Origin of the sequence: Exiguobacterium sp. s40, from assembly GCF_018617905.1 — a bacterium.
GTDB classification, from domain to species: Bacteria; Bacillota; Bacilli; order Exiguobacteriales; family Exiguobacteriaceae; genus Exiguobacterium; species Exiguobacterium mexicanum_A.
The window spans coordinates 40,864-63,623 of record NZ_JACSLC010000014.1; the positions used below are offsets into that span (position 1 = coordinate 40,864).

The 22,760-nt window shown below is 50.1% G+C and carries 20 protein-coding genes and 1 other annotated feature; of the genes, 14 read left to right on the forward strand and 6 right to left on the reverse strand.

The window, feature by feature from the left end:
• The first annotated feature begins 31 nt into the window (after positions 1 to 31).
• Both KNP02_RS12010 and KNP02_RS12015 read left to right on the forward strand, forming a co-directional pair.
• Positions 32 to 1,564 (forward strand): peptide ABC transporter substrate-binding protein, encoded by a 1,533-nt coding sequence (locus KNP02_RS12010; protein WP_214709590.1) that lies wholly within the window; start codon positions 32 to 34, stop codon positions 1,562 to 1,564.
• A gap of 203 nt (positions 1,565 to 1,767) precedes the next feature.
• The gene (locus tag KNP02_RS12015; protein WP_214709588.1) at positions 1,768 to 3,423 is read left to right on the forward strand and encodes a peptide ABC transporter substrate-binding protein; all 1,656 of its coding nucleotides are present in this window, start codon (positions 1,768 to 1,770) and stop codon (positions 3,421 to 3,423) included.
• A 120-nt stretch (positions 3,424 to 3,543) separates the two neighbouring features.
• On the opposite strand, the gene trpS is transcribed toward KNP02_RS12015, so the two are convergent.
• A complete protein-coding gene (trpS, locus tag KNP02_RS12020; protein WP_214709586.1) occupies positions 3,544 to 4,545 on the reverse strand; it encodes a tryptophan--tRNA ligase in 1,002 nt (333 codons plus the stop codon).
• Between the two features lie 49 nt (positions 4,546 to 4,594).
• Positions 4,595 to 4,802: a binding site (T-box leader), on the reverse strand.
• A gap of 46 nt (positions 4,803 to 4,848) precedes the next feature.
• Entirely contained in the window at positions 4,849 to 5,217 is a 369-nt protein-coding gene (locus KNP02_RS12025; protein ID WP_214709584.1) for a DUF3899 domain-containing protein, read from the reverse strand.
• Between the two features lie 272 nt (positions 5,218 to 5,489).
• On the opposite strand from KNP02_RS12025, the gene KNP02_RS12030 reads away from it, so the two are divergent.
• The 5 genes from KNP02_RS12030 (at position 5,490) to KNP02_RS12050 (ending at position 11,408) form a co-directional block, all read left to right on the forward strand.
• Complete coding sequence (locus tag KNP02_RS12030; RefSeq protein WP_214709582.1) at positions 5,490 to 7,106, forward strand: peptide ABC transporter substrate-binding protein; 1,617 nt, start codon at positions 5,490 to 5,492, stop codon at positions 7,104 to 7,106.
• A 302-nt stretch (positions 7,107 to 7,408) separates the two neighbouring features.
• Complete coding sequence (gene opp3b, locus KNP02_RS12035; protein WP_214709580.1) at positions 7,409 to 8,335, forward strand: oligopeptide ABC transporter permease; 927 nt, start codon at positions 7,409 to 7,411, stop codon at positions 8,333 to 8,335.
• Positions 8,335 to 9,360 (forward strand): oligopeptide ABC transporter permease, encoded by a 1,026-nt coding sequence (gene opp3C / locus KNP02_RS12040; RefSeq protein WP_371819500.1) that lies wholly within the window; start codon positions 8,335 to 8,337, stop codon positions 9,358 to 9,360. Before opp3b ends, opp3C begins: the two co-directional genes overlap by 1 nt.
• A gap of 24 nt (positions 9,361 to 9,384) precedes the next feature.
• The gene (locus tag KNP02_RS12045; RefSeq protein ID WP_034776940.1) at positions 9,385 to 10,458 is read left to right on the forward strand and encodes an ABC transporter ATP-binding protein; all 1,074 of its coding nucleotides are present in this window, start codon (positions 9,385 to 9,387) and stop codon (positions 10,456 to 10,458) included.
• Positions 10,458 to 11,408, forward strand: a complete 951-nt coding sequence (locus KNP02_RS12050; protein WP_034776942.1) for an ABC transporter ATP-binding protein — start codon at positions 10,458 to 10,460, stop codon at positions 11,406 to 11,408. The genes KNP02_RS12045 and KNP02_RS12050 overlap by 1 nt, the downstream gene beginning before the upstream one ends.
• Before the next feature lie 72 nt (positions 11,409 to 11,480).
• Here the strand turns inward: KNP02_RS12050 and KNP02_RS12055 are convergent, their stop codons facing one another.
• Positions 11,481 to 12,011: an HD domain-containing protein gene (locus tag KNP02_RS12055; protein ID WP_214709578.1), complete on the reverse strand. Its 531-nt coding sequence runs from the start codon at positions 12,009 to 12,011 to the stop codon at positions 11,481 to 11,483.
• A 544-nt stretch (positions 12,012 to 12,555) separates the two neighbouring features.
• Here KNP02_RS12055 and spxA point away from each other — a divergent pair.
• From spxA to KNP02_RS12070, 3 genes are all read left to right on the forward strand, one after another.
• The gene (gene spxA, locus KNP02_RS12060; RefSeq protein ID WP_015881217.1) at positions 12,556 to 12,954 is read left to right on the forward strand and encodes a transcriptional regulator SpxA; all 399 of its coding nucleotides are present in this window, start codon (positions 12,556 to 12,558) and stop codon (positions 12,952 to 12,954) included.
• A gap of 180 nt (positions 12,955 to 13,134) precedes the next feature.
• A complete protein-coding gene (gene mecA / locus KNP02_RS12065; protein WP_034776946.1) occupies positions 13,135 to 13,791 on the forward strand; it encodes an adaptor protein MecA in 657 nt (218 codons plus the stop codon).
• Between the two features lie 68 nt (positions 13,792 to 13,859).
• Positions 13,860 to 15,092 (forward strand): DUF2254 domain-containing protein, encoded by a 1,233-nt coding sequence (locus tag KNP02_RS12070; RefSeq protein WP_138859695.1) that lies wholly within the window; start codon positions 13,860 to 13,862, stop codon positions 15,090 to 15,092.
• Between the two features lie 43 nt (positions 15,093 to 15,135).
• On the opposite strand, the gene KNP02_RS12075 is transcribed toward KNP02_RS12070, so the two are convergent.
• Complete coding sequence (locus KNP02_RS12075; RefSeq protein WP_214709576.1) at positions 15,136 to 15,858, reverse strand: SDR family NAD(P)-dependent oxidoreductase; 723 nt, start codon at positions 15,856 to 15,858, stop codon at positions 15,136 to 15,138.
• 81 nt (positions 15,859 to 15,939) lie between these two features.
• On the opposite strand from KNP02_RS12075, the gene cls reads away from it, so the two are divergent.
• From cls to pepF, 3 genes are read left to right on the forward strand one after another with little or no spacing between them, the layout of a single operon-like run.
• The gene (gene cls / locus KNP02_RS12080) at positions 15,940 to 17,451 is read left to right on the forward strand and encodes a cardiolipin synthase (RefSeq protein ID WP_034776952.1); all 1,512 of its coding nucleotides are present in this window, start codon (positions 15,940 to 15,942) and stop codon (positions 17,449 to 17,451) included.
• A 12-nt stretch (positions 17,452 to 17,463) separates the two neighbouring features.
• Positions 17,464 to 18,525, forward strand: a complete 1,062-nt coding sequence (locus tag KNP02_RS12085; protein ID WP_214709574.1) for a competence protein CoiA — start codon at positions 17,464 to 17,466, stop codon at positions 18,523 to 18,525.
• Positions 18,526 to 18,542: 17 nt separating this feature from the next.
• Positions 18,543 to 20,345, forward strand: coding sequence for an oligoendopeptidase F (gene pepF, locus KNP02_RS12090; protein ID WP_214709572.1), 1,803 nt, complete (start codon positions 18,543 to 18,545; stop codon positions 20,343 to 20,345).
• A gap of 221 nt (positions 20,346 to 20,566) precedes the next feature.
• Here pepF and KNP02_RS12095 read toward each other — a convergent pair whose 3' ends face one another.
• On the reverse strand, positions 20,567 to 21,340 hold the full coding sequence (locus KNP02_RS12095) for a DsbA family protein (protein ID WP_214709570.1): 774 nt from the start codon (positions 21,338 to 21,340) through the stop codon (positions 20,567 to 20,569).
• Positions 21,341 to 21,425: 85 nt separating this feature from the next.
• A complete protein-coding gene (locus KNP02_RS12100) occupies positions 21,426 to 22,007 on the reverse strand; it encodes a CYTH domain-containing protein (protein ID WP_214709569.1) in 582 nt (193 codons plus the stop codon).
• A 107-nt stretch (positions 22,008 to 22,114) separates the two neighbouring features.
• On the opposite strand from KNP02_RS12100, the gene yjbM reads away from it, so the two are divergent.
• Positions 22,115 to 22,759: a GTP diphosphokinase gene (gene yjbM, locus KNP02_RS12105; RefSeq protein ID WP_034776960.1), complete on the forward strand. Its 645-nt coding sequence runs from the start codon at positions 22,115 to 22,117 to the stop codon at positions 22,757 to 22,759.
• Position 22,760 lies beyond the last annotated feature (1 nt).

Here is a 22,760-nt window from a genome sequence, read left to right on the forward strand (position 1 = left end):
AGGGTTGGTCTAACAGAGAGGAGAATGCCAGATGAAACGATTTTTCATCGGTGCCGCCTTGTTGGGTTCAGTCCTTATCCTTTTTTTCGTTATTTGGTACGGACAACGAGAGCAGGCACGAGAGTTACTACCACCAGAAGAACAAATCGTGACGATCCATGGAGAGACGTTGCCGGAGCAGCCGAACACACTGCTCGCGATCGATCCGAGTTCGCAAACTGTGTTATCGCATATTTATGAAGGATTGTATCGCTTCGGAGCGGACGGTGAGATTGAACCGGGACTCGTTGAGACGATGACGCGTTCCGAGGACGGGGCGACATATACGTTTAACTTGAAGGCAAGTCAAACTGTGAATGGAAATGCGATCACGGCTGAAACGTTCGTCGAGCATTTTCGCATGCTCGCCGATGACGATACGAATTCCCCGTTCAGTTTCCTCCTCGGAGATGTATTGAACGCGAAAGCGATCAGTCTCGGGACGAAAGAACCAGAGACGCTCGGCGTGAAAGCGATTGACGAACAGACATTTGAACTGACGCTCGAGCGTCCGATGGAAGGGTTCGAGCAGATGTTAGCGATGCCGGCCTTTCTGCCGCAGACGATGATTGGGGAGTGGCAAGAACTCGACGCGAACGGACCGTTCCAAATCGAGTCAATCGACGCGGCCCAGGCGACGTTGATAAAAAACGAGGATTATTATGATGCAGATCGCGTCACGCTCGAAAAGGTTATCATCTGGGCGGATGAAGGTCTAAGTTCAGAGCCCGACGGTATTCACCCGATCCCTTACGGCACGGACGAGGGGACAATCGAATCAGTCGAAGGTAAGCTCGTTGATGTTCCGCGAAGCGGCGTCTTCTATTTAAAACCGAACGTCGACGAGTATCCGTTCGATGATGCCGATTTCCGACGCGCGCTCGCGCTCTCCTTAGATCGCGAAGCAGTGGAAGGGTCACTCGCAAGAGCCGAACGGACGACAGAACGATTGCTCGTCACCGATCAAACGAAGACGGAGCCGACGCTTGAAGGAGAGGCGGCGACACTGTTCGCAGACGTGCTTGATCGGCTCGAAGAAGAGGAAATCGAGATTGAGTTGCTCAGCTTTGTCGATGAAGAGGCGAGACAGATCGCCCAGACGATTGAAACAGAGATTGAACAACTTCCCGGTCTTCAAGTGAACGTCGTCGAGTTGCCGCTCGGTGACAAAGTTAGGAAAGAAGTCGCAGGCGATTACGCGTTGTCACTATCAGGGTGGCAACCGGACTACCCGACATTCAGTGCCTATTTGACCCAATTCGAGACAAATAACTATTTGAATTCGAGCGGATACACGGACGAAACGTTCGATCGTTTGATGGATGAGGCCCGCTCGACAGAAGTACTTGCGGACCGGAACGAGACGTATCGACAGGCGGAAAAACGGCTGTTGGAAGAAGCTGTCGTTATCCCAATCTACCAAGCTGGAAGATCTTTCGCAGTCGATTCCAAATATGCGGAAATCGGTTTTCCGGTCATCGGTCCTTCGTACGTCCTAACTTTTTCTAAAGTTTATGAAAAATGAGCTAAAAGCCCGTCTCCCTAGGCGGGCTTTTAGCCTATAATAAAAATTTTTTAGAAAAATTAAAATAAACACTTTGCAAAATTATCAGAATATTGTATTATTGCTTCAACGGGATTGTGGTAGCAAATTTTGTAAAGTGAGATATCTGAATTTTCTACCATCGTTCATTTCGTTAAACCGAAAAAAATCAGGGGGTCATCGCAATGAATAAGAAAAAAGGTTTTGCTTTAGCAACGTCGGTAACGCTTCTATCTAGCGCATTCCTAGCAGCTTGCTCGGGTGGGGAAGAAGAGACATCATCAAAAAATCAAGGTTCTGAAGGCGGCGCAGACGAGGAGCAAGTCCTCAACTTGCTCGATAGTTCTGACATCCCTTCACTTAACCCTACACTCGCGACAGACTCGGTTTCGTTCAACGTGTTGAACAACGTTAACGAAGGTCTTTATCGTATGGATAAAGACGATAACCCGACACCAGGGATCGCAGAGTCACATGAAGTCTCTGAAGACGGTAAAACGTACACATTCAAAATCCGTGAAGGCGCAACTTGGTCTAACGGTGAGCCTGTAACAGCTAACGACTTCGAATACGCTTGGAAAGAAGTTCTTAACCCGGACAACGCATCACAATATGCTTACGTCATGTCAATCATCGAAGGCGCTGAAGCCTATAACACAGGCGAAGGCGAGCGCGACGCTGTCGGCGTCAAAGCACTTGATGAGCAGACACTTGAAGTTAAATTGACTGCACCAGCTGATTACTTCCTCGGTCTCACAAGCTTTGGCGTATTCATGCCTAAACTTGAGTCGTTCGACAAAGAGCAAGGCGAGAACTTCGGTACGTCTGCAGAGACAACGCTCTACAACGGACCGTTCAAACTCGAAAACTGGGAGCGCGAGCAAGGCTGGAAAATGGTCAAAAACGACGACTATTGGGATGCTGAAGCCGTCAAACTTGAAGAAATCAACGTTAAAGTCGTTAAAGAAGTTTCAACAGGTGTTAACTTGTACGAAAACGGCGACGTTGACCGCACTGGTTTGACTTCTGAACTCGTTGCTCAATACCAAGACAACGAAGACTTCTCGACTGTCGTTGAGCCAACACTCTTCTACCTTCAGTTCAACACTGAGGTTGAAGCGCTCGACAACCAAAACATCCGTAACGCGATTGACGCGGCATACGATAAAGCAGCGATCTCTGAAACGCTCCTTGCGAACGGTTCAGTCCCTGCCAACTACCTCGTACCTAAAGACTTCGTAACTGGACCAGACGGTAAAGACTTCCGTGAAGCGAACGGCGACATCGGCGGCTATGACGTAGATCGTGCGAAAGATCTTTGGGAAAAAGGACTTGAAGAACTCGGTCAAGACTCTGTCGAAATCGAACTCCTCAACTATGACTCAGAATCTGCGAAGCAAATCGGTGAGTTCATCAAAGGTGAACTTGAGAAGAACCTTCCAGGTATCACGCTCACAATCAAGCAACAACCGTTCAACAACAAACTTGACCTTGAAAACAAAGGTGATTTCGAGTTGACATTCGCTGGATGGGGCCCTGACTACCAGGATCCAATGACATTCGTTGACCTCTTCGTCACTGACGGACCATACAACCGTGGTAAGTGGTCGAACGAAGAATTCGACAAGCTCATCGAATCTGCGAAATCAAGCACAGATGCTGAACAGCGTTGGGCTGACCTTCAAGCTGCAGAGAAAATCGTTCTTGAAGAGAACGCGATCTCGCCAGTTTACCAACGTGGATCGGCTCGCCTCACGAAGCCATACGTTAAAGGAATCGTTGAACACGCGTTCGGCGCTGACTACTCGTACAAGTGGGCATCTATCGAAGGCAAAGAGTAATAAGAAACAACACGCATACAAAAAAGAGACGGGGACGCCTGTCTCTTTTTTTGTGTCTTCAGTTTGACCAATCACGTTGCACGAACAAGCCGCCCTTTGCATGCAAAGGGCGGCTACTTTTTATTTCTTCACTTTGGCCCGTTTCCGGTTGAGTCCCATCGCTTTCTCGATTTTCGCGAGATTTTTGTTGGCGACGGCTTCTGCCTTTTCACGACCTGCGTCGAGGATCGCATCGAGCTCAGCTGAATCGACGAGTTCATGATAGCGATTCTGAATCGGCTCGAGCATGGCGACGACCGCTTCAGCGACATCTTGTTTGAACGTCCCGTAGTTCGAATCTTGATAATGTTCGACGAGTTCGTCGATTGGCGTATCGGTCGAGAGTGAATAAATCTCAAGCAAGTTTGAGATTCCCGGCTTGTTCTCTCGGTCGAAGCTGATGATCCCGCTCGAGTCTGTGACCGCGCTCTTGATTTTCTTGCGGATGACGTTCGGCTCATCGAGCATCGAGATGAAGCCTTTCACGTTCGCATCCGATTTCGACATCTTCTTCACCGGGTTCGTCAAACTCATGATGCGGGCGCCTTCTTTTTGAATGAGCGGCTCAGGAATCGTGAACGTCTCGTAGTATCGCTTGTTGAAGCGCTCGGCCAAGTCACGCGTCAATTCGACGTGTTGTTTTTGGTCATCACCGACCGGGACGAGTTCTGTCCCGTACAAGAGGATATCGGCCGCCATGAGCGTCGGATAGACGAACAGGCCGGCACCGATATTTTCACTGTTTTGGGATTTGTCTTTATACTGCGTCATCCGGCTCAGTTCACCCATGCCGGCGATACACGTCAACATCCATCCGAGCTGGGCGTGCGCCTTCACTTCCGACTGGACGAAAATCGTCGACTTCTCAGGGTCGAGACCACAAGCGAGATAAAGCGCCGCAAGTTTACGCGTGTTGTCCATCAACTCGACCCGGTCAAGTTGGACCGTGATCGAATGGAGATCGACGACACAGTAGAACGCTTCGTGCTCGTCTTGGAGCTCGACAAACTGTTTCATCGCCCCTAAGTAGTTACCGAGCGTCACGACGCCGGTCGGTTTAATGCCAGAAAAGATTTTTGCCATGATTGCACCTCCATAGAATATAAAAAAAACCGCGGTTCCCCGCCCGAAAAATCGGGACGAATAACCGCGGTGCCACCCAAATTTGCATGAAGCTCATGCCACTTGATCGCGTTAACGGGCGTGACCGTCTCACCATACTATCGTTCAGGTGAGCCACTCCGAAGTCCATTCGCTCGACGCTCTCCATCTACTCGCAGCAACGTAGACTCTCTGGGGGAAAGGGGGATCGAGGTACTTGTCTTCTTCATCGTGTTTCCTATTGTTCTAGCCATAGTGTAGCATATCGTCTGAAAAATCGGAAGGTCAAACGAGGGTGATAATGTAGGAGAGAATGATGCTACCGACGCCGACGTACACCCAACGCGAAGCCGAATGTTTTTGAGCGGCCCGTTCTTCCGGTGTCGCCTCTTCGTCTTCCTCGTAATCCGGGTCAATCTCTTTCAACTTGGCGCGTCGGTTACGTTTGAACCCGTACATGATGCCGTCGAATAGTCCGGACGCGCTCATTTGAGAGAACATACCGATTGCAAAGACGAGCATCCCGGCGACGAACAGACCGCCGCTCAAATGAAACAATAACGTTTCATCCTGGTAATAAGAGAGGCTCGACCAGACCGTGTAGGCAATTGTGACAATCCCCCAAACAATTAATATACTTCTAAATTTTTTCAATGTGACAAACTCCTTTCAGCTTGGATGTGCTCCATCGAGTTATCCGCCCTATGGCTCTATGATACCTGTTGCTTGGTGGAGAAGGCGAGAAGTTCGTGTTGAAAATGACGGCGGTTTATTAGGGAGTTGACAGTTTGATTAAAAATTTTTTACAATAGCCCTAACGTTTTTTCGTCGGATACAAAATGAAATATTCAGAAAATTAAAGAAAAAGTAAGATGTTATCGTCCGACGAAACGCCATGCTTCACGATTCAGAAAGGGGACATCGCAATGAAGAAAAAATCGATTTTGCTCATGATGACACTCATCTTGGCACTCGGTTCAGTGCTCGCCGCTTGCTCGACTGGCGGAGACTCTGACGGCGGTTCGTCTTCGAACGGAGAAAAAGTTCTCCGCTTGACGGACACGTCTGATATTACAACGGCTGACCCGGCGCTCGCGACGGACGCAGTCGCGTTCAACTTGATCGCCAACACGATGGAAGGTCTTTACCGTCTGGATCAAGACGGGAATGCCGTTCCTGCAATCGCCGAAGGAGAACCAGAAGTGAACGAAGACGAAACGGTCTACACGTTCACACTCCGCGACGCGGAATGGTCTAACGGCGAACCTGTCACAGCGAACGACTTCGTCTACGCTTGGCAACGCGCTGTGGATCCTGAAACAGGTTCACAATACGCGTACATCATGAACACAGTAAAAAATGCCGAAGCCATCAACACGGGTAAACTTCCTAAAGAAGATCTCGGTGTGAAGGCAATCGATGAGAAGACACTTGAAGTTACACTCGAGCGTCCAGACCCATCATTCATCTCGCTCACATCGTTCGGTACGTTCACACCGATTAACGAAGCGTTTGCGACTGAAAAAGGCGAAGACTTCTCGACGACTCCAGAAAACCACATCTACAACGGTCCATTCACATGGTCGGAGTGGGATCGCGAGCAAGGATACGTGTTGACGAAAAATGAATCGTACTGGGATGCTGAAAATGTAGCCCTAGAAAAAGTCGACGTTCGCGTTGTTAAAGATACATCGACAGTCGTCAACTTGTATGAAGCAGGAGAAGTCGACTACGCCGGCCTCTCATCTGAACAAGTTGCCGCATTCCAAGAGAACGATGACTACAGCACAGGCCTTCGATCATCTGTCGGTTACTTCAAGTTCAACCACGAAGATGAACTCTTCGCTGACATCAACGCTCGTAAAGCTGTCGCTCGTGCGGTCGACCCAACCGGGATTATCGATCAGCTGTTGAACAACGGCTCAATCGCCACGACTTCGTTCATCCCGAAAGACTTCATCAAGTATGAAGACGGCACGGATTACACGGAAGGCGTGACGCACTTTGAAACGAACGCTGACGAAGCGGCATCACTTTGGGAAGAAGCGACTGGCGGCGAAGCTGCTACAATCGAACTTCTCTCATTCGACAGCGAAGTATCGAAACAAATCTCAGAGTACATGAAAGGCCAACTCGAGTCGAATTTGCCGAACGTGACCGTGAACATCTCACAACAACCGTTCAACAACAAGCTTGAGCTCGAAGCGAACGGAGAGTACCAAATGTCATTCGCCCTTTGGGGACCTGACTATCAAGATCCGCTCACAAACCTTGGCATCTTTACATCTGACAACGGTCAAAACGACATCAACTACAAGTCTGCTGCCTACGACAAGTTGATTGATGAAGCATCTGCTGAAACAGCAATCGATGCCCGTTATGACAAATTTAAAGAAGCAGAGACGCTCTTGATCGAACAAGACCAAGCCATCATGCCGATTTACCAAGCTGGTGTCGCTTACTTGCTCCGTCCAAACGTCGAAAACTTCAACCGTCAACTATTCGGTGCTGATTACCAGTACAAATACGTCGATATCAACTAAATGAGAAGGGGGCATGCAACGTGCATGTCCCCCCTTTTCTAAAAAAAATCCGGAAATGAGAGAAAATACTATTCAAATGTTTTGTTGGTAAAGTATAATGTAGTAACAGTGAAAATTCAGAATACTTTACAAACTAAGGATTCTTCAATTTTCATGTGCTGTGCTAAGAGCCTTGAGATGACGTTTGACCTATTCTTTCAGAAAATTCCTTTCATTTTGTGAATTCAAGAAAAGGGCAATATGTCATAGTGACGCTGTTGGTGCAAGCATAGACACATTAGAAAAACAGGGGGTATTTATTTATGGGACGTTATATTCTGCAACGGCTGACTTACGGCCTCATCACGTTCTTCTTGATTGCGACGTTCACATTCTTCTTGATGGACCTGCTTCCAGGTTCGCCGTATCAGAACCAGGAGAAATTGACGGACACGCAAATTCAACTCTTGAACGATCGTTACGGACTCAATGATCCACTGCCGGTTCGTTACGCGACTTATTTAGGGAACCTTGTGCAAGGTGACCTTGGTGTGTCGTTCCGTACGGCCAACCGGCCAGTGACGGAGTTGATCATGGAGCGGATCGGTCCTTCGGCACAATTGGGTATTCAGGCATTAGTCCTTGGTACTTTCGTTGGGTTGTTGCTCGGAATCGTAGCGGCCATCCGTCACAACACGTACATCGACTATGGTTCAATGTTCGTATCGGTAATCGGGATTTCTGTCCCGTCGTTCGTCTTTGCAGCCCTCCTTCAGTACTATGTAGGGGTTAAGTTGCAGTGGTTGCCTGTCGCGTTCTGGGATTCACCGGCCCATACCATCTTGCCGACCATCTCGCTCTCCCTCGGTGTAACGGCGTCCATCGCCCGTTTCGTCCGGACTGAGATGCTAGAAGTGACCGGACAAGACTATGTCACGCTCGCTAAGGCGAAAGGATTGACCGGGAATGCCATCGTTTGGAAACATATGGTGCGTAATGCGATGATTCCTGCCATCACCATTCTCGGACCGATGACGGCTGGCCTGTTGACAGGTACGTTCGTTATCGAAAAAATCTTTGCGGTACCTGGGCTTGGTGAATTGTTCGTTACGTCCATCACGTTGAATGACTATTCGGTCATCATGGGCACGACACTGTTCTTCTCAGCTTTGTTCATTATTATCATTTTGCTTGTCGACTTGCTCTACGGAGTCGTTGACCCACGTATTCGTCTTGGGGGGGATAACTGATGATTGAAAATAAAAAGAATTTCGAGCAGTTCGACCAAGACATGTTCCAACGTGTCGAAATGAATGAACAGCTCGGTGAACGGATCGCCGGTAAAAGTTTAAACTTCTGGCAAGACGCTTGGATGCGCTTAAAGAAAAACAAGGCCGCCATCCTCTCGTTGTCAGTCATTGTCATTCTTGTCTTACTTGCGCTATTCGGTCCGATGCTTTCAGGCCGTGACGCATATGAACAAAACATCTCACAAGCCAAACTCCCACCTAAAGTCACTGGACTTGAATGGGCTGGATTTGATGGGATGGCCAACCTCGGTGGGCGCGACATTAATTTTTATGAACAGAAAAATGTTGAAGAGAACTTCTGGTTCGGTACAGACTATCTCGGCCGTGATCTTTGGTCACGTGTTTGGGAAGGGACACGCATCTCGCTCTTCATCGGTTTGATGGCCGCCATCATCGATACGGTCATCGGTGTCGCTTACGGTGGAATCTCGGCTTACTTCGGTGGCCGCACGGATAACATCATGCAGCGGATCGTTGAAATTTTGACAGGTGTGCCGAACTTAATTTTGATCATCTTGTTCATCTTGATTTTTGACCCAGGGGTGTTCACCATCATCCTCGCGATGACGATCACCGGTTGGATCGGGATGAGTCGACTCGTCCGCGGTCAAATCTTGAAACTCAAAAACCAAGAGTTCGTCTTGGCAGCCCGTACACTCGGTGCTTCAAGTAACCGTTTGATTTTCAAACACTTGATCCCGAACACGCTCGGTGCCATCATCATCACACTCATGTTCACGATTCCATCTGCCATCTTCTTCGAGGCATTCCTCAGTTTCATCGGAATCGGACTTCAACCGCCGCAAGCTTCACTTGGTACGTTGATCAACGACGGATACAAAGAGCTACGGACGTTCCCGTACTTGCTCGTCATCCCGTCAGTCATCATCGTCTTGCTCATGGTCAGCTTCAACTTGCTCGCCGATGGCTTGCGTGATGCGTTCGACCCGAAAATGCGTAAATAATTATAGAAACAGGGGGACTCGTGAATGGAAACGATTTTATCTGTCCGAGACTTAGCGGTCTCGTTCCATACGTATGCTGGAACGGTACAAGCCGTTCGCAACGTATCGTTTGATTTGAAAAAAGGCGAGACGCTCGCCATCGTTGGTGAATCGGGTTCTGGTAAATCCGTCACTTCGAAAGCGATTATGCGTTTGATTCCGAACCCGCCAGGTGAAATCACGAACGGGGAAATCTTGTTCGAAGGCAAAGACTTGGCGAAGTTGTCGGAAAAAGAAATGTTGAAGATCCGTGGCCGTGATATTGCCATGATCTTCCAAGATCCAATGACATCACTTAACCCGACGATGACGATCTTCAAACAGATTGCTGAAGGATTGAAGCAGCACCAAGGTCTTACGGGTGAAGATGCGAAGAAGCGTACGCTGGAATTGCTCACACTCGTCGGGATTCCAAACCCAGAAGCACGTCTTAAGCAATATCCGCACCAACTCTCAGGTGGTATGCGTCAACGGATCGTTATCGCGATCGCGCTCGCATGTAACCCTAAAGTATTGATCGCCGATGAGCCGACGACGGCTCTCGATGTAACGATTCAAGCTCAGATTTTGGAGCTCTTGAAAGACATCCAACAAAAGACCGGCACAGCGATTATCTTCATCACGCACGACCTCGGTGTCGTCGCGAACATGGCTGACCGTGTTGCCGTCATGTACGCTGGTAAAATCGTCGAGAAGGGAACGGTCGATGAGATCTTCTACGAGCCGCGTCACCCATACGCATGGGGACTGCTCGGATCGATGCCGCGCCCATCTGATGACCCGAACGAGGCGCTTCCTGCCATCCCAGGTACGCCGCCGAACTTGCTCGACCCGCCAAAAGGCGATGCGTTCGCACCACGTAACCCGTATGCGATGAAGATCGACTTTGAAAAAGAACCACCGATGTTCCAAATTAGCGACACGCACTATGCGGCAAGTTGGTTATTGCACCCGCAAGCACCGCAAGTGAGCCCGCCGAAAGCAATCCGTGACCTTGCACTCAAGTATCGTCCGGACAGCGCGTTCGCCAAATCGATTTTGAAAGGTGGTGCTGAATAATGGAACGCGAGAAATTACTCGAAGTAAAAGACCTGAAGCAGCACTTTAAAATTGGCCGAGGCCGCGTCGTTAAAGCGGTCGATGGCATCTCGTTTGATATCTACAAAGGTGAAGTACTCGGTCTCGTAGGGGAGTCAGGTTGTGGGAAATCGACGACAGGTCGTACCATCATCGGTCTTTATGACGCGACGGACGGTGATGTCGTCTTCAAAGGCGAAAACGTTCATGGCAAGAAGTCGAAAGCGGAGAAGTTGAAATTCAACCGGGCCATGCAAATGATCTTCCAAGATCCTTACGCATCGCTCAACCCGCGGATGACGGTCGCTGATATAATCGCTGAAGGCATTGATATCCACGGCCTTGCCAAGACGAAGGAAGACCGGATGAACCGTGTCTATGACCTTCTCGAAACGGTCGGTCTTACGAAAGAGCACGCGAGCCGTTACCCGCACGAATTCTCGGGCGGTCAACGTCAGCGGATCGGGATTGCCCGCGCTCTCGCGGTTGAACCAGACTTCATCATCGCCGATGAGCCAATCTCGGCTCTCGACGTATCGATCCAAGCCCAGGTCGTCAACTTGATGAAAGAATTGCAACGCGACCGTGACTTGACGTACTTGTTCATCGCCCACGATTTGTCGATGGTCAAGTATATCTCAGACCGGATCGGTGTCATGTATCAAGGTCACCTCGTCGAACTCGCTCCAGCAGCGCGTTTGTATGAGAACCCGATTCACGCCTATACGAAGTCGCTTCTCTCGGCGATCCCGCTTCCGGATCCAGAGCATGAGCGCACACGTAAGCGGATCGTGTATGAGTCGAAGTCACTCGGTGCCGTCGGACGTTCGGATGAGGATTCAAGCATCCCACCGCTCCGTGAAGTCGAGCCAGGCCATTACGTCTCATTGACAGACGAAGAATACGAAGCGTATAAAGCGCAACTCGTATAATTAGAAAGTCCCGAATCCAACCGGATTCGGGACTTTTTTGAACGCAAAGAAAAACACCATCCAAGGACGGTGTCAGGCGTTTGAGATGCGTGGCAAGTTCGAGAGCCGTTCGACGACCGCGTCAATCAGGCGGACACGGGCAAGGGCATCTTCGATTTCCATCGTCTCATAGTGATGCAGTCCGCCAGGTTGTTCCACGTACGTATCCGCATCATGGACGAGCTGTTGGAGTGGGGTACGTTGAATCCGGTTAGGCGGGAGATAGGAATCGGTATGAAGCAGAATCATGACCGAGATCTCTTTCGCGCGCGCTGGGTCTTCCCCGAGACGAATCAATAGCTTATGGGCGCGTTCGGCCCCTTTAATGGCATGAATGTCGTTTTGACGGTATAAATCGTAGTTCCATTTGCCTTCGGTGTACCATTCGTAGTGACCGATGTCATGGAGCAGAGCAGCTTTCGTCGCTAAATCCGTATCGAGTCCTCGTCGCGTCGCCAATTCGAGAGCGCGTTCACACACGTCGACGGCGTGTTTCAGACCGGAACGGGTCAAATATTTTTGGGTGACCGGATGTCGCATAATCGTCTCTAGCGTAATTCTCATATTCGCTCTCCTCCTTGGTGATTTCAAAGGTTATTTCTATTAACTATACGGGAATTGAAAAAGAAAAGCAAATTTGGAACGTGTGAAATGATGAAAATCTTCGAGATTGTTCAACCATTTTCATAAGAATGTGCTATAATTTAATTGTAGATTAGTGCAAGTTCAAGATTTTCAGATTCAGTAACGGTCGGTGGGTCGAGTCCTTATGGCGTTGGGGGTGAGAGACCATGAAAGAGCGTGACAAAGTATTGCAACAGAAAAAGAAACTTCTGAAGGAAGTCCTCAAGAAGAAATTGAAAGACTTACAAGTGAAGCCTGGCAAAGAGACGGTATCACAACCGGTTTCTCGAATGCCGGCGTCCTAGAACGGTCGATCAAGGGTCGCATTCTCCTGAATGCGTCCTCTTTTCTTACCCGAGTGAGAAAAGTTATCATTGAAGTTTCAATAAATAAGAATTATTATAATTAAGTGGACGAATTTTTGGGTATACAAATAGAGTCACTTGAAAAAGATGAACGAACACTTGATCAGGGAGGAACGAAAATGGTCACATTGTACACGTCTCCGAGTTGCACATCGTGCCGAAAAGCACGGGCATGGCTCGAGGAGCATGATATTCCATTCACGGAACGGAACATATTTTCAGAACCACTCTCACTCAATGAGATCAAACAAATCCTACGTATGACAGAAGATGGAACAGATGAAATCATCTCGACCCGATCTAAAGTTTTCTCGAAAATCGACGTATCGGTCGATGCGCTTTCACTCCAACAACTATATGATTTGATTCAAGAATATCCAGGATTGCTCCGCCGTCCGATTCTGATTGATGAAAAACGTCTTCAAGTCGGATACAACGAAGATGAGATTCGTCGATTCTTGCCGCGCAAGGTCCGGACGTTCCAACTTCAAGAAGCGCAACGACTTGTCAACGAGTGAGGAAGCATACTGTCTAAGCAGTGTGCTTTTTATTATTCCGTTTTTCCGATAAAATAATAGTAACAACCCCACCATCAATAGATTGACACGTTAAAAAAAGGGTACTATGATAACAAGACAATTTCCCCTCTCCTCCTTAATTGTTGAAGTAGGAGTGAGGTGAGAAGGGAGTGGACAATCGTGAAAATTGAGCGCATCAACGACAACACCGTCAAATTTTTCATTACGTATGTCGATATCGAGAAACGCGGTTTCGCTCGTGATGAAATCTGGTATAACCGAGAACGTGGTGAGCAGCTGTTCTGGCAGATGATGGACGAAGCGCACGAACGAGAAGATATCTCGTTTGATGGTCCACTATGGATACAAGTACAAGCGTTTGAAAAAGGACTTGAAGTGACCGTGACGATCGCGAAAAATGTGATTGACTCTGAAGACGATTCTGAGCTTGGGTCACTGCTGCGCTCGGCAATCGATGAGGCGCGCGATCAGCAATCGGTGCTTGATCAATTGAGTGAACTTGATGAAATCGAAGCTGAGCCGGAGGCGTGGGCTCCGCTCGCCATGGAAACGGATGACTTTGAGGCGATCATCTCGCTCAGTAAACGAGCAGGAGAGGCGTTGAACAACGTCAACCTTAAGTTATTCCATTACGACAATCGGTATTACTTGTGGATTGACTTCCCAGACGAGATGGAACCGGAAGAAGAAGAGAACGTATTAAGTCTCTTAGCCGAGTATTTGACGTTCAGCACGCAGACGTTAGCGATGCTTGAAGAATACGGCAAGCTCATTCTCGACGGGGATGTCTTCTCAAAAGTCCGTCACTATTTCTAAAGCCTAATCGCCTGTTCATGTGGACAGGCGATTTTTTTACCAATTTATACATATGAAGAGGTGTCGTGATGCTCAAGCGGATTCAATTAAAGTTGGAAGATAGCACCTGGTTCGTCCCGTTCTTATACGGAGTGGGAGGGATCGCATTAACGTTCCTGACTCAATATTTTGGAAGCTTCTTTCGCGAGCTGTTACCGGAAATCATTTATTTAGACAAGGATTCAGCAGCTTCTGTCCTGTCTTCGTCGTTCACGAGCCTCATGACGATGATGACGTTCAGCTTTTCGACGATCCTCGTCGTCTTGACGACGTATTCGTCGCAGTTCTCGCCTCGGACGATCAATAACTTTTTGACGAACTCGGCGTCGAAGCATACACTCGGCCTGTTCATCATGACGACGGTGTACGGCATTACGAACTTGTTCCTTATCCGGACATCGGATGAAGACGTCGTACTCGCTTCAGGCATCAGTGTCCTGCTCGTCGTCAGCTCGATTTGGGCGTTCGTTAAATTCATTCAAACGATCAGCGTCTCGATTCAAGCGGAGCGCCTCTTATCGGCATTGCACCGCGAAGCGCTATCCGTCATTGAAAACCAGAGACGGGCGGTCGAAGAGGAAGACATGTATATCGTCCCGAAACGAACGGTTCACACGTTCGAAGGACAGGCGGTCTATGCCTCTCGAACGGGCTACGTCCAACTGTTCTCGAGCGGGAAGCAGGAGAGCCGTGACGTCGACTTCGAATCGGTCGTGGCCGTCGGGGACTTTGTAGCGGAAGGAGATATTCTCGGCTATTGGCTCGCAGAAGAAGCGCCCGATATCGACGTGTTCCAAATCGGTGAAATCCGTTCATCGATTCAAGACCCGGCGTTCGTCATCGAGAAGTTGAGTGAGATCGCGCTGAAAGGCGTCTCACCGGGCATCAATGATCCGAATACGGCGATTCACGCGATTCACTACATCGGCGATATTTTACGCGAACTGAGCCGATTGCCGGCAGGCGACTTTTTATTCTCCAACGACAAGAGTAACTGGCATGCCAAACGTAAAACGATGGAAGCGACATTGTTCGAGGCGTTCGCTCCTGTGAAGACGTATGCGAGTCACGACATTTTCGTGATGGCATCCGTCTTCGAGGCGATCCGAATCGCGCGGATTCAGGCACACGCCTCGCATGATGAAACGTTCGAGGACTTTATCGACTACTTTGAGGAAGCGCTCGACTTGGATGAGTTGCATCCACGAGAGAAAGCGTTCTTGACGAATCAGATGACGAAAGCACGGAAAATACGTGATTGACGAGAAAGGAAGGGGTCCGAGAAGACCCCTTCCTTTCTGTGCATCATGAGAGGGTATAGCCCCCATCGACCGTAATGGCTTGGCCGTTGATGTAGCTCGACGCCTCACTCAACAAGAAGGTCACGACCGGCGCCACTTCATCCGGTTTAGCGGCATGTCCCCGGAAATGATGGGTCATCGCCTCTTGGAACTTGGCTTCCCCGCCGTACAACTTGTGACTGAGCGGGGTGTCGACCGGACCGAAACAGACCGCATTGAAGCGGATTTTGCCTTTCATTCGATGGGCGAACGTCTTCGTCAAGGCGATGACGGCCGCTTTGGAGGTGGCGTATGGACCGAGCATCGGTGGGAATTTGACGTGGCCGACGATGGCAGCGTTGTTGACGACGCTCGCTCCATTCGCGAGGAGCGGGATAGCGCGTTGGATAAGTCGGTTTGTCGCGAGCACGTTCAGTTCAAAGACGTCATCGAACGCGGACGCAGGCAACCGTTCTGGTGTCCCGGGGCGCCCGAACGTCGCCGCGTTATTGAATAGTCCGTCTAACGTGATGGCCCGGTCTTTGAGTTCGTCCATCATCGCCTCGATGTCGTCGGGTTGGGACAAATCGCATGCCATAAACGTGACGCGAGCGGATGCCGCCTCAATTTCTTCGCCTCGTGCCTCGTCTCGGCCGATGCCGATGACGTCATGTCCTTCCTCTGCTAACCGGAGGGCGACGGCCCGTCCAATCCCGCTCGTCGCTCCCGTAATCAAAAATGTGCCCAAATTTCGTTCGCTCCCCTCAAAAGATGGCGTTAAGTTGTATAATTATGATAATACAAGATAGAAACGGGGTCAGTTTATAATATGTTGCGACGCATACAAGTCCTTTTATCCCTGATTTTGCTCGCAGGTCTCATTGCCGTATTATCATATTACTGGAGCTCCCAAGTGATTGGCTTGTTCTCGGTGCTCGTCTTTTTGACGACGTTCAGCATTTTGCTCGTCATCTTGCTCGAGAACCGCAATCCGCAACGGACGCTCATTTGGGCGATCGTCATGCTCGGCTTCCCGGTCGTCGGTCTGTTCGCTTATTTCGTGTTCGGACAGAACTATCGCCGGAAGCGGATGTTCAAAGAGAAAGCGATGCTCGATGAAGAGACATACCTCGCCTATCGTCAGAAGGCGATGACGTTGTCGCCGTCACTCATGTTCTCCCACGACGATTATGAGAAATTGCTCCATTTGACGTCGTCACTCAATCAATTACCCGTCTCATCGAACACGTATACGCAAGTGCTGACGAACGGGCAAGAAAAGTTTTCCAAACTGTTGCCCGCCTTGAAAGGGGCGACCCGCCACATCCATCTCGAATATTATATTTTCCGGGAAGATCGTATTTCTCGGGAAATTCAACGCATTTTGATCGACAAGGCGAGGGCGGGGGTCGAGGTCCGCTTCTTGTACGATGCCGTCGGCTCGATCCATACGAGCGGGACGTTCTTCGACGAGATGCGGCAAGCAGGCGTCCACGTCCAAGCCTTCTTCCCGGTCGTCTTACCGCTCGTGTCGAGTAAGACGAACTACCGGAACCACAGGAAGATTGTCGTCATCGACGGCACGGAGGCGTTCACCGGCGGGTTGAACGTCGGTGACGAGTATTTGGGCGAACATTCGAAGTTCGGCTTCTGGCGTGACACGCATCTGTACGTCAGAGGGGAAGGGGTGTCGGAACTGCAACTGATCTTTTTGCAGGACTGGTACTATATGACGGGCGAGCGCCTGTTCACTCCGTTTTATCTCGAACCGCTCGAGACGGTACGCAGCGCGAGCGGGGGTGTGCAGATCGTGGCGAGCGGACCGGATGAACCGTATGAGACGATGAAGTCGATCTATTTTGCGCTGATCAACGCCGCGAAAAAATCGGTCTATATCTCTTCGCCGTATTTGATTCCCGATGAGGACATCATGAGCGCGCTCAAGACCGCCTCGCTATCAGGAATCGATGTCCGGATCGTGCTCCCGAGTTATCCGGACCATAAGATCGTGTTTTATGCGAGCCGGTCGTACTTCGAGGAGCTGCTCAGCGCCGGTGTAAAGATTTATCTGTATGAAGAAGGGTTCATGCACTCGAAAGTCATCGTCGTCGACGATGGGCTGGCGACGATCGGGACGGCGAACATGGACTTCAGGAGCTTCCACCTCAATTTCGAGGTGAACGCGCTCTTATACAACACGAATTCCGTCCATCAGCTCAAGCAAGATCTCTATAAAGACTTTGAAGGGTCACACGAGTTGGAGTTGCAGGCGTTCTCGGAACGGTCGTACTTCATCAAACTCGTCGAGTCATTGGCCCGAATGTTTTCACCACTACTATGAGGGGGAAGCGGGATGCGGTTTGCCATCGATCGGACAGGGGGGTATGTCGATGCCCTTACGTTAAGTCGGGGGCGGATCGAACCGTTTGCCCCTTTTGTGTGTCCAGAATGCGGGGAACGGGTCATCGTCAAGCAAGGTGTGAGGCGACGGCTTCATTTCGCACATGTCCATCCGTGTGGACAAGGCGAGTCGACGGGGCACCACGAAGACAAATGGGGTGTTCGGCAGTGGCTTCAGACACAAGGTTACGCCGTCGAACAAGAAGTCATCATCGGCGCACGGCGTGCCGATTTGCTGGCCCGACGCGACGATACAAGTCTCGTCATCGAAATTCAAGCGTCGACGCTCACAATCGAGTCTTACGTCGAGCGGACGAGACATTATCGCGACAACGGACTCGATGTCGTCTGGCTGGCGAGCGGATTAGAACCTAGTGCTTGGCCTTCATTGCAGCCGTGGATGCGTCACGAACTGTTTAGACGGCATGGCCTCCATGTCCCTTACAAGCAATCACTTTATCGTTTCATTGGCTTCCCGATATCGGTTAGACGCGGCGTTGGTCATTGGCAGACCGTATCGTCATTCTCGAGTTCGCCGTTCGAATGTTATTATCGTTTCGACGCCCAACAATGGGTTCAACTCGTCCGGCGCCGCCGGATGACCCCGCCCTATCCGACGCCGCAGTACCGCCGGCTCGTCTTGAACCGGTTGTATCCGATCGGAATGCTACCGTCTCTTATGCCGAGTTGCTGTTACTTGCCGTTATCCTCGCTTTGGGGCATCCACGTCCATCCGTTCACGTTTCAGACGGTGTTTTATTTGAATCGGCGTGAGCGTCCCGGCGACTCCGTCGCGTGGAGTATCGAAAAGACGTGCCGCCAGTTTGACGTGACCCCGACAAGCGACTTTCTTCAAGCATTTGAAGTACAATGGAGACAACTCTTGAACGTGTTTGATGTGACGGAGTCGGTGCGGGATTGGCACGTCCCAAAGACGCTAGAGACGGCCCTTCTCCACGATCTTCGATACTTTCAAGGGTTTCAGCGATTCATGGCGAAATCGTATACAAACTAGGAAAAGGAAGTGGATATATGTCAGAAGTACTCACACGAAAAGAAGTACCCGTCGAGGAGACGTGGAACTTGGAGACGATTTATGCGGACGATCAGGCGTGGGAACACGATTTTGAGGCATTGAAAGCAAACGTGCCGGCCTTGGTCGAGTTTAAAGGTAAACTCGGGGAATCAGCCTCTACTTTGTTTGAAGGCCTACAACTTCGCGACGACATCTCGCGTCAATTGCATAAACTGTATACATACGCCCATATGCGTTATGACGAAGATACGTCGAACAGTCATTATCAAGCGTTGAACGACCGGGCGGGCTCGCTCGCGGCCCAAATCTCGGCTCAGCTCGCATTCATGACGCCGGAACTGCTCGCCATCGATGAGAGTCAAATCGAGGCGTTCATGGCGGAACACGAATCGCTCAACGTCTATCGCCATGCGTTCGATGAGTTGGCGCAAGAGCGTCCGCACGTGTTGACGGAAGCCGAAGAGGCGATTCTCGCTCAAGCCGGTGACGTGCTCGGCCAGTCGAGTTCGACGTTCGGCATGCTCAACAACGCCGATTTGAAATTCCCGAAAGTGAAGAACGAGAAAGGTGAAGACGTCGAATTGACGCATGGCCGTTACATCACATTCCTCGAGTCGAGCGACCGTAGCGTCCGCGAAGGGGCGTTCAAGGCGATGTACGGCACGTACGAGCAATATTTGAACACGTTCGCCTCGACGTTGTCAGGCAGCGTGAAGAAGGATAACTTCTATGCGACGGTCCGTAAGTTCGAGAGTGCCCGTCAAGCGGCGCTCCATCATAACGCCATCCCGGAAGCGGTATACGACGGTCTCGTCGAAGCGGTGAACGAGCGCCTCGACTTGTTGCATCGTTACGTCGCGCTCCGGAAACGGGCACTCGGTGTGGACGAGCTGCATATGTATGACTTGTATACACCGCTCGTGAAAGACGTGGACATGAAAATCCCATATGACGAAGCGAAAGACTTGATGGTCGAGGGACTCGCACCACTCGGTGACGAGTACGTCCAAATCGTCAAGGACGGTCTCGATTCACGCTGGGTCGACGTCCGTGAGACGCGTGGCAAACGGAGCGGTGCTTACTCTTCAGGCGCGTACGACACGCAGCCGTTCATCTTGATGAACTGGCAAGACAACGTCAACAACTTGTTCACGCTCGCCCATGAGTTCGGTCATTCGGTCCATAGCCATTACACGCGGGCGTCGCAGCCGTATCCATACGGGGACTACTCGATCTTCGTGGCCGAAGTGGCATCGACGACGAACGAGGCGCTCTTGAACGACTATTTACTGAAGACGCGTACAGACCGCCAAGAGCGGCTCTATCTCTTGAACAATCAGCTCGAGACGTTCCGTGGCACGTTGTTCCGTCAGACGATGTTCGCCGAGTTCGAGCATATGATTCATAAAGCGGCCCAAGATGGCGTCTCGCTCACACCTGAGTACTTGAATGAGACGTACCTCGAGCTCAACAAGCGATACTTCGGAGACGAGCTCGTCATCGATGGGGAGATCGCCTTCGAATGGGCACGGATCCCGCACTTCTATTACAATTACTACGTTTATCAGTATGCGACGGGCATCTCGGCGTCAGCCGCATTGTCGCATCAGATCATGGACGAAGGGGAACCGGCCGTCCGTCGTTACATCGACAAGTTCTTGAAGGCCGGGTCGAGCGATTATCCAATTGAAGTATTGAAGGCGGCTGGAGTCGATATGACGACGAAAGCACCGGTGCTCGCAGCGCTCGATCAGTTCGAGGCCGTGCTAGACGAGATGGAAGCGTTACTTTTCCAATAAAAGGAGCGGGGAGTGAACATTATGTGACAATATGAACAAAGTGCTTGTCACGGTGCGCTCGTCTCGGTATATTATAAGTGTGAAATCAATCACAAACCCCTTTATTGACCGTAAACTTTCTCCCAACCTGTGATCTGTATAGATACTCGGGTACGATGTTTTCCGTCCCCGCGGGAAACATCGAAAAAACCCACGGCTCCCCGGCCGTGGGTTTTGTTGTGTCATTTATTCGTCGCCCAAGCTTCGCCGCTGCAGCCCGGGACAGGCCGGCAACGTTGTTGGAGCGACAGTTTTTTTAATTCTCTTTCGATGACAGGCTTGTCGAGCTCTAAAATGAAAGCGAGCTCGGTAATCGTCGAGGCGTCATAGTGTCCTAACACTTTCTCGACGTTCCAATCGGTCTCACGGGTCGGTACATAGCCGAGCAGTTCGACCATGACAGCCTGATAGACGTCATACGGATAGAGTCCTTCGATTTTGAGCGCCTCGTCACGCGTGACGAACGTCAAGGCGGGAAGCGATTCGATTTCCCAGTCTTTCAAGATCTCATGATCGACCGCCAGTGCGCTTAGCAGTTGATTGGATTGGATATCGGCAGCCAACTCATCGATGTCGAGTCCATAACTGACGAACGAGCGGGCAATTTCCCATAAGTCGTTGTCGCTAGAGCCATCCTTCAAAAAGATATCGTTAATATGCAGATGGCGCATGAAGCGCATCGCATGACGTTTCCCTTGTAACTCCATAGCCTTGATCATCGTGAGAAGGCGAACCTCTTCTTGACATCCGCCAACACAACTAGGAACCGTCGAAACCATACGGAAACGAATCAAGTGCCCGTATTCAAGTTCGAGTTTTTTAATGAGTGTCATCACGTGAAGCCCGTCTGGATCTGAGATGTCCATGAAATAGAATAACTCTAATGGCTTATATGTTACTTGGATAGAAGATTCTTCCAATGAACAGGATGACTCATTACATTGTTCAAGTTCCATTGTGTCGCCTCCTCTCGTAAACAAAAATCAAATATATCGTATGCTCATTGTAGCAACGAAAAAAAAAGGTTGGCAACGTATCTGCTCAACCTTGATTTCGACGCATCTTTTCTTCCGTGAATCGAACGATTTTATTTTTGGCGGGCCGGAGGGGAATGCCATGGCGATGAAGAAGCTGTTCGAACGCGAGTTTGCCCTTCGCTTCATCGGTCACTTCAAATTCTATTTCATAGTCGTGAATCTCCAAATAATGACTTTCGTCAAGGACGAGCAGACCGTCTGGCGTCTCGATTTCCGCACGTTTCGTCTCAAGGCGACCGAGATGTTCGAGCGGGCCGGACAACTCGAACGCGGCGAGCGCCTCTTTCATTTGGTCATCATGGATGATGCCGTATTTGAACAGGTTCTCGGCCTCTGCCTCATTGATTGGGGCATGTGTCTCGAGCAGTCCCACGTCATGCGGTTGTTTGAGTGTCAACACTTGGCCATGTTTTTTCTCGCGAATCCGTAGGGCGGCGCCGTGCTTCTTCAGTTCGAACGTCGGTGTATCGAAATAGTCATTCGCCTGCCATTTCACTTTGTCCGTTAAATCGTAGGCGGTGAGCAAGGTCTCATACTCGTCTTTCGTCAACATCGATTTGAATTCAATTTCCACTTCTTGGGTCATAAATCATCGCTCCATTCTATGAACAATTGTTCGTTTATGATACCATACAATCGGATACATACGGAAAAAGCAGGGTTTTCCGAAATGAACGAAAGTGGTGACAGCATATGCAATCAATGGATTGGGATCAATTTTTAGTGCCGTATCAAATCGCGGTCGATGAACTGAAAGTTAAATTCAAGGCGATTCGGAAACAATATAAATCTCAAAACGACCACTCACCGATCGAGTTTGTCACGGGACGGGTCAAACCGGTCGGTAGCATTCTCGAGAAGGCGAAGCGAAAGCAAATCCCTTACGACAAGTTGTCGACGGAGATGCAAGACATCGCCGGACTCCGCATCATGTGCCAATTCGTGGACGATATCGTCCACGTCCTTGAACTGCTCCATCACCGGACCGACTTTAAAATCGTCGAGGAACGTAACTATATCACGAACCAAAAGGAATCGGGCTACCGCTCATACCATTTGATTCTCGAATACCCGGTTCAAACGATTCATGGCGAGTTCCCGACGCTTGTCGAAGTCCAAGTGCGGACGCTTGCGATGAACTTTTGGGCAACGATCGAGCACTCGCTCAACTATAAATACGACGGGGATATGCCGGTCGAGGTGCAGGAGCGCCTGCGCCGGGCGGCTGAAGCGGCATTTTTGCTCGATGCCGAGATGAGTCAGCTCCGCGTCGAGATTCAAGATGCACAGCAAGTGTTCCGGGATAAAGAAATGAACGTCCAAACGGACCAAGACTAGG

Coding starts and splice junctions, on each gene's coding strand:
- pepF (WP_214709572.1), top strand. CDS start 18,543: ATGTCAGAAGTACTCACACGAAAAGAAGTACCCGTCGAGGAGACGTGG.
- KNP02_RS12095 (WP_214709570.1), bottom strand. CDS start 21,340: ATGGAACTTGAACAATGTAATGAGTCATCCTGTTCATTGGAAGAATCT.
- KNP02_RS12015 (WP_214709588.1), top strand. CDS start 1,768: ATGAATAAGAAAAAAGGTTTTGCTTTAGCAACGTCGGTAACGCTTCTA.
- opp3b (WP_214709580.1), top strand. CDS start 7,409: ATGGGACGTTATATTCTGCAACGGCTGACTTACGGCCTCATCACGTTC.
- KNP02_RS12010 (WP_214709590.1), top strand. CDS start 32: ATGAAACGATTTTTCATCGGTGCCGCCTTGTTGGGTTCAGTCCTTATC.
- yjbM (WP_034776960.1), top strand. CDS start 22,115: ATGCAATCAATGGATTGGGATCAATTTTTAGTGCCGTATCAAATCGCG.
- KNP02_RS12070 (WP_138859695.1), top strand. CDS start 13,860: ATGCTCAAGCGGATTCAATTAAAGTTGGAAGATAGCACCTGGTTCGTC.
- KNP02_RS12055 (WP_214709578.1), bottom strand. CDS start 12,011: ATGAGAATTACGCTAGAGACGATTATGCGACATCCGGTCACCCAAAAA.
- opp3C (WP_371819500.1), top strand. CDS start 8,335: ATGATTGAAAATAAAAAGAATTTCGAGCAGTTCGACCAAGACATGTTC.
- KNP02_RS12045 (WP_034776940.1), top strand. CDS start 9,385: ATGGAAACGATTTTATCTGTCCGAGACTTAGCGGTCTCGTTCCATACG.
- KNP02_RS12050 (WP_034776942.1), top strand. CDS start 10,458: ATGGAACGCGAGAAATTACTCGAAGTAAAAGACCTGAAGCAGCACTTT.
- spxA (WP_015881217.1), top strand. CDS start 12,556: ATGGTCACATTGTACACGTCTCCGAGTTGCACATCGTGCCGAAAAGCA.
- KNP02_RS12100 (WP_214709569.1), bottom strand. CDS start 22,007: ATGACCCAAGAAGTGGAAATTGAATTCAAATCGATGTTGACGAAAGAC.
- KNP02_RS12085 (WP_214709574.1), top strand. CDS start 17,464: ATGCGGTTTGCCATCGATCGGACAGGGGGGTATGTCGATGCCCTTACG.
- trpS (WP_214709586.1), bottom strand. CDS start 4,545: ATGGCAAAAATCTTTTCTGGCATTAAACCGACCGGCGTCGTGACGCTC.
- KNP02_RS12030 (WP_214709582.1), top strand. CDS start 5,490: ATGAAGAAAAAATCGATTTTGCTCATGATGACACTCATCTTGGCACTC.
- cls (WP_034776952.1), top strand. CDS start 15,940: ATGTTGCGACGCATACAAGTCCTTTTATCCCTGATTTTGCTCGCAGGT.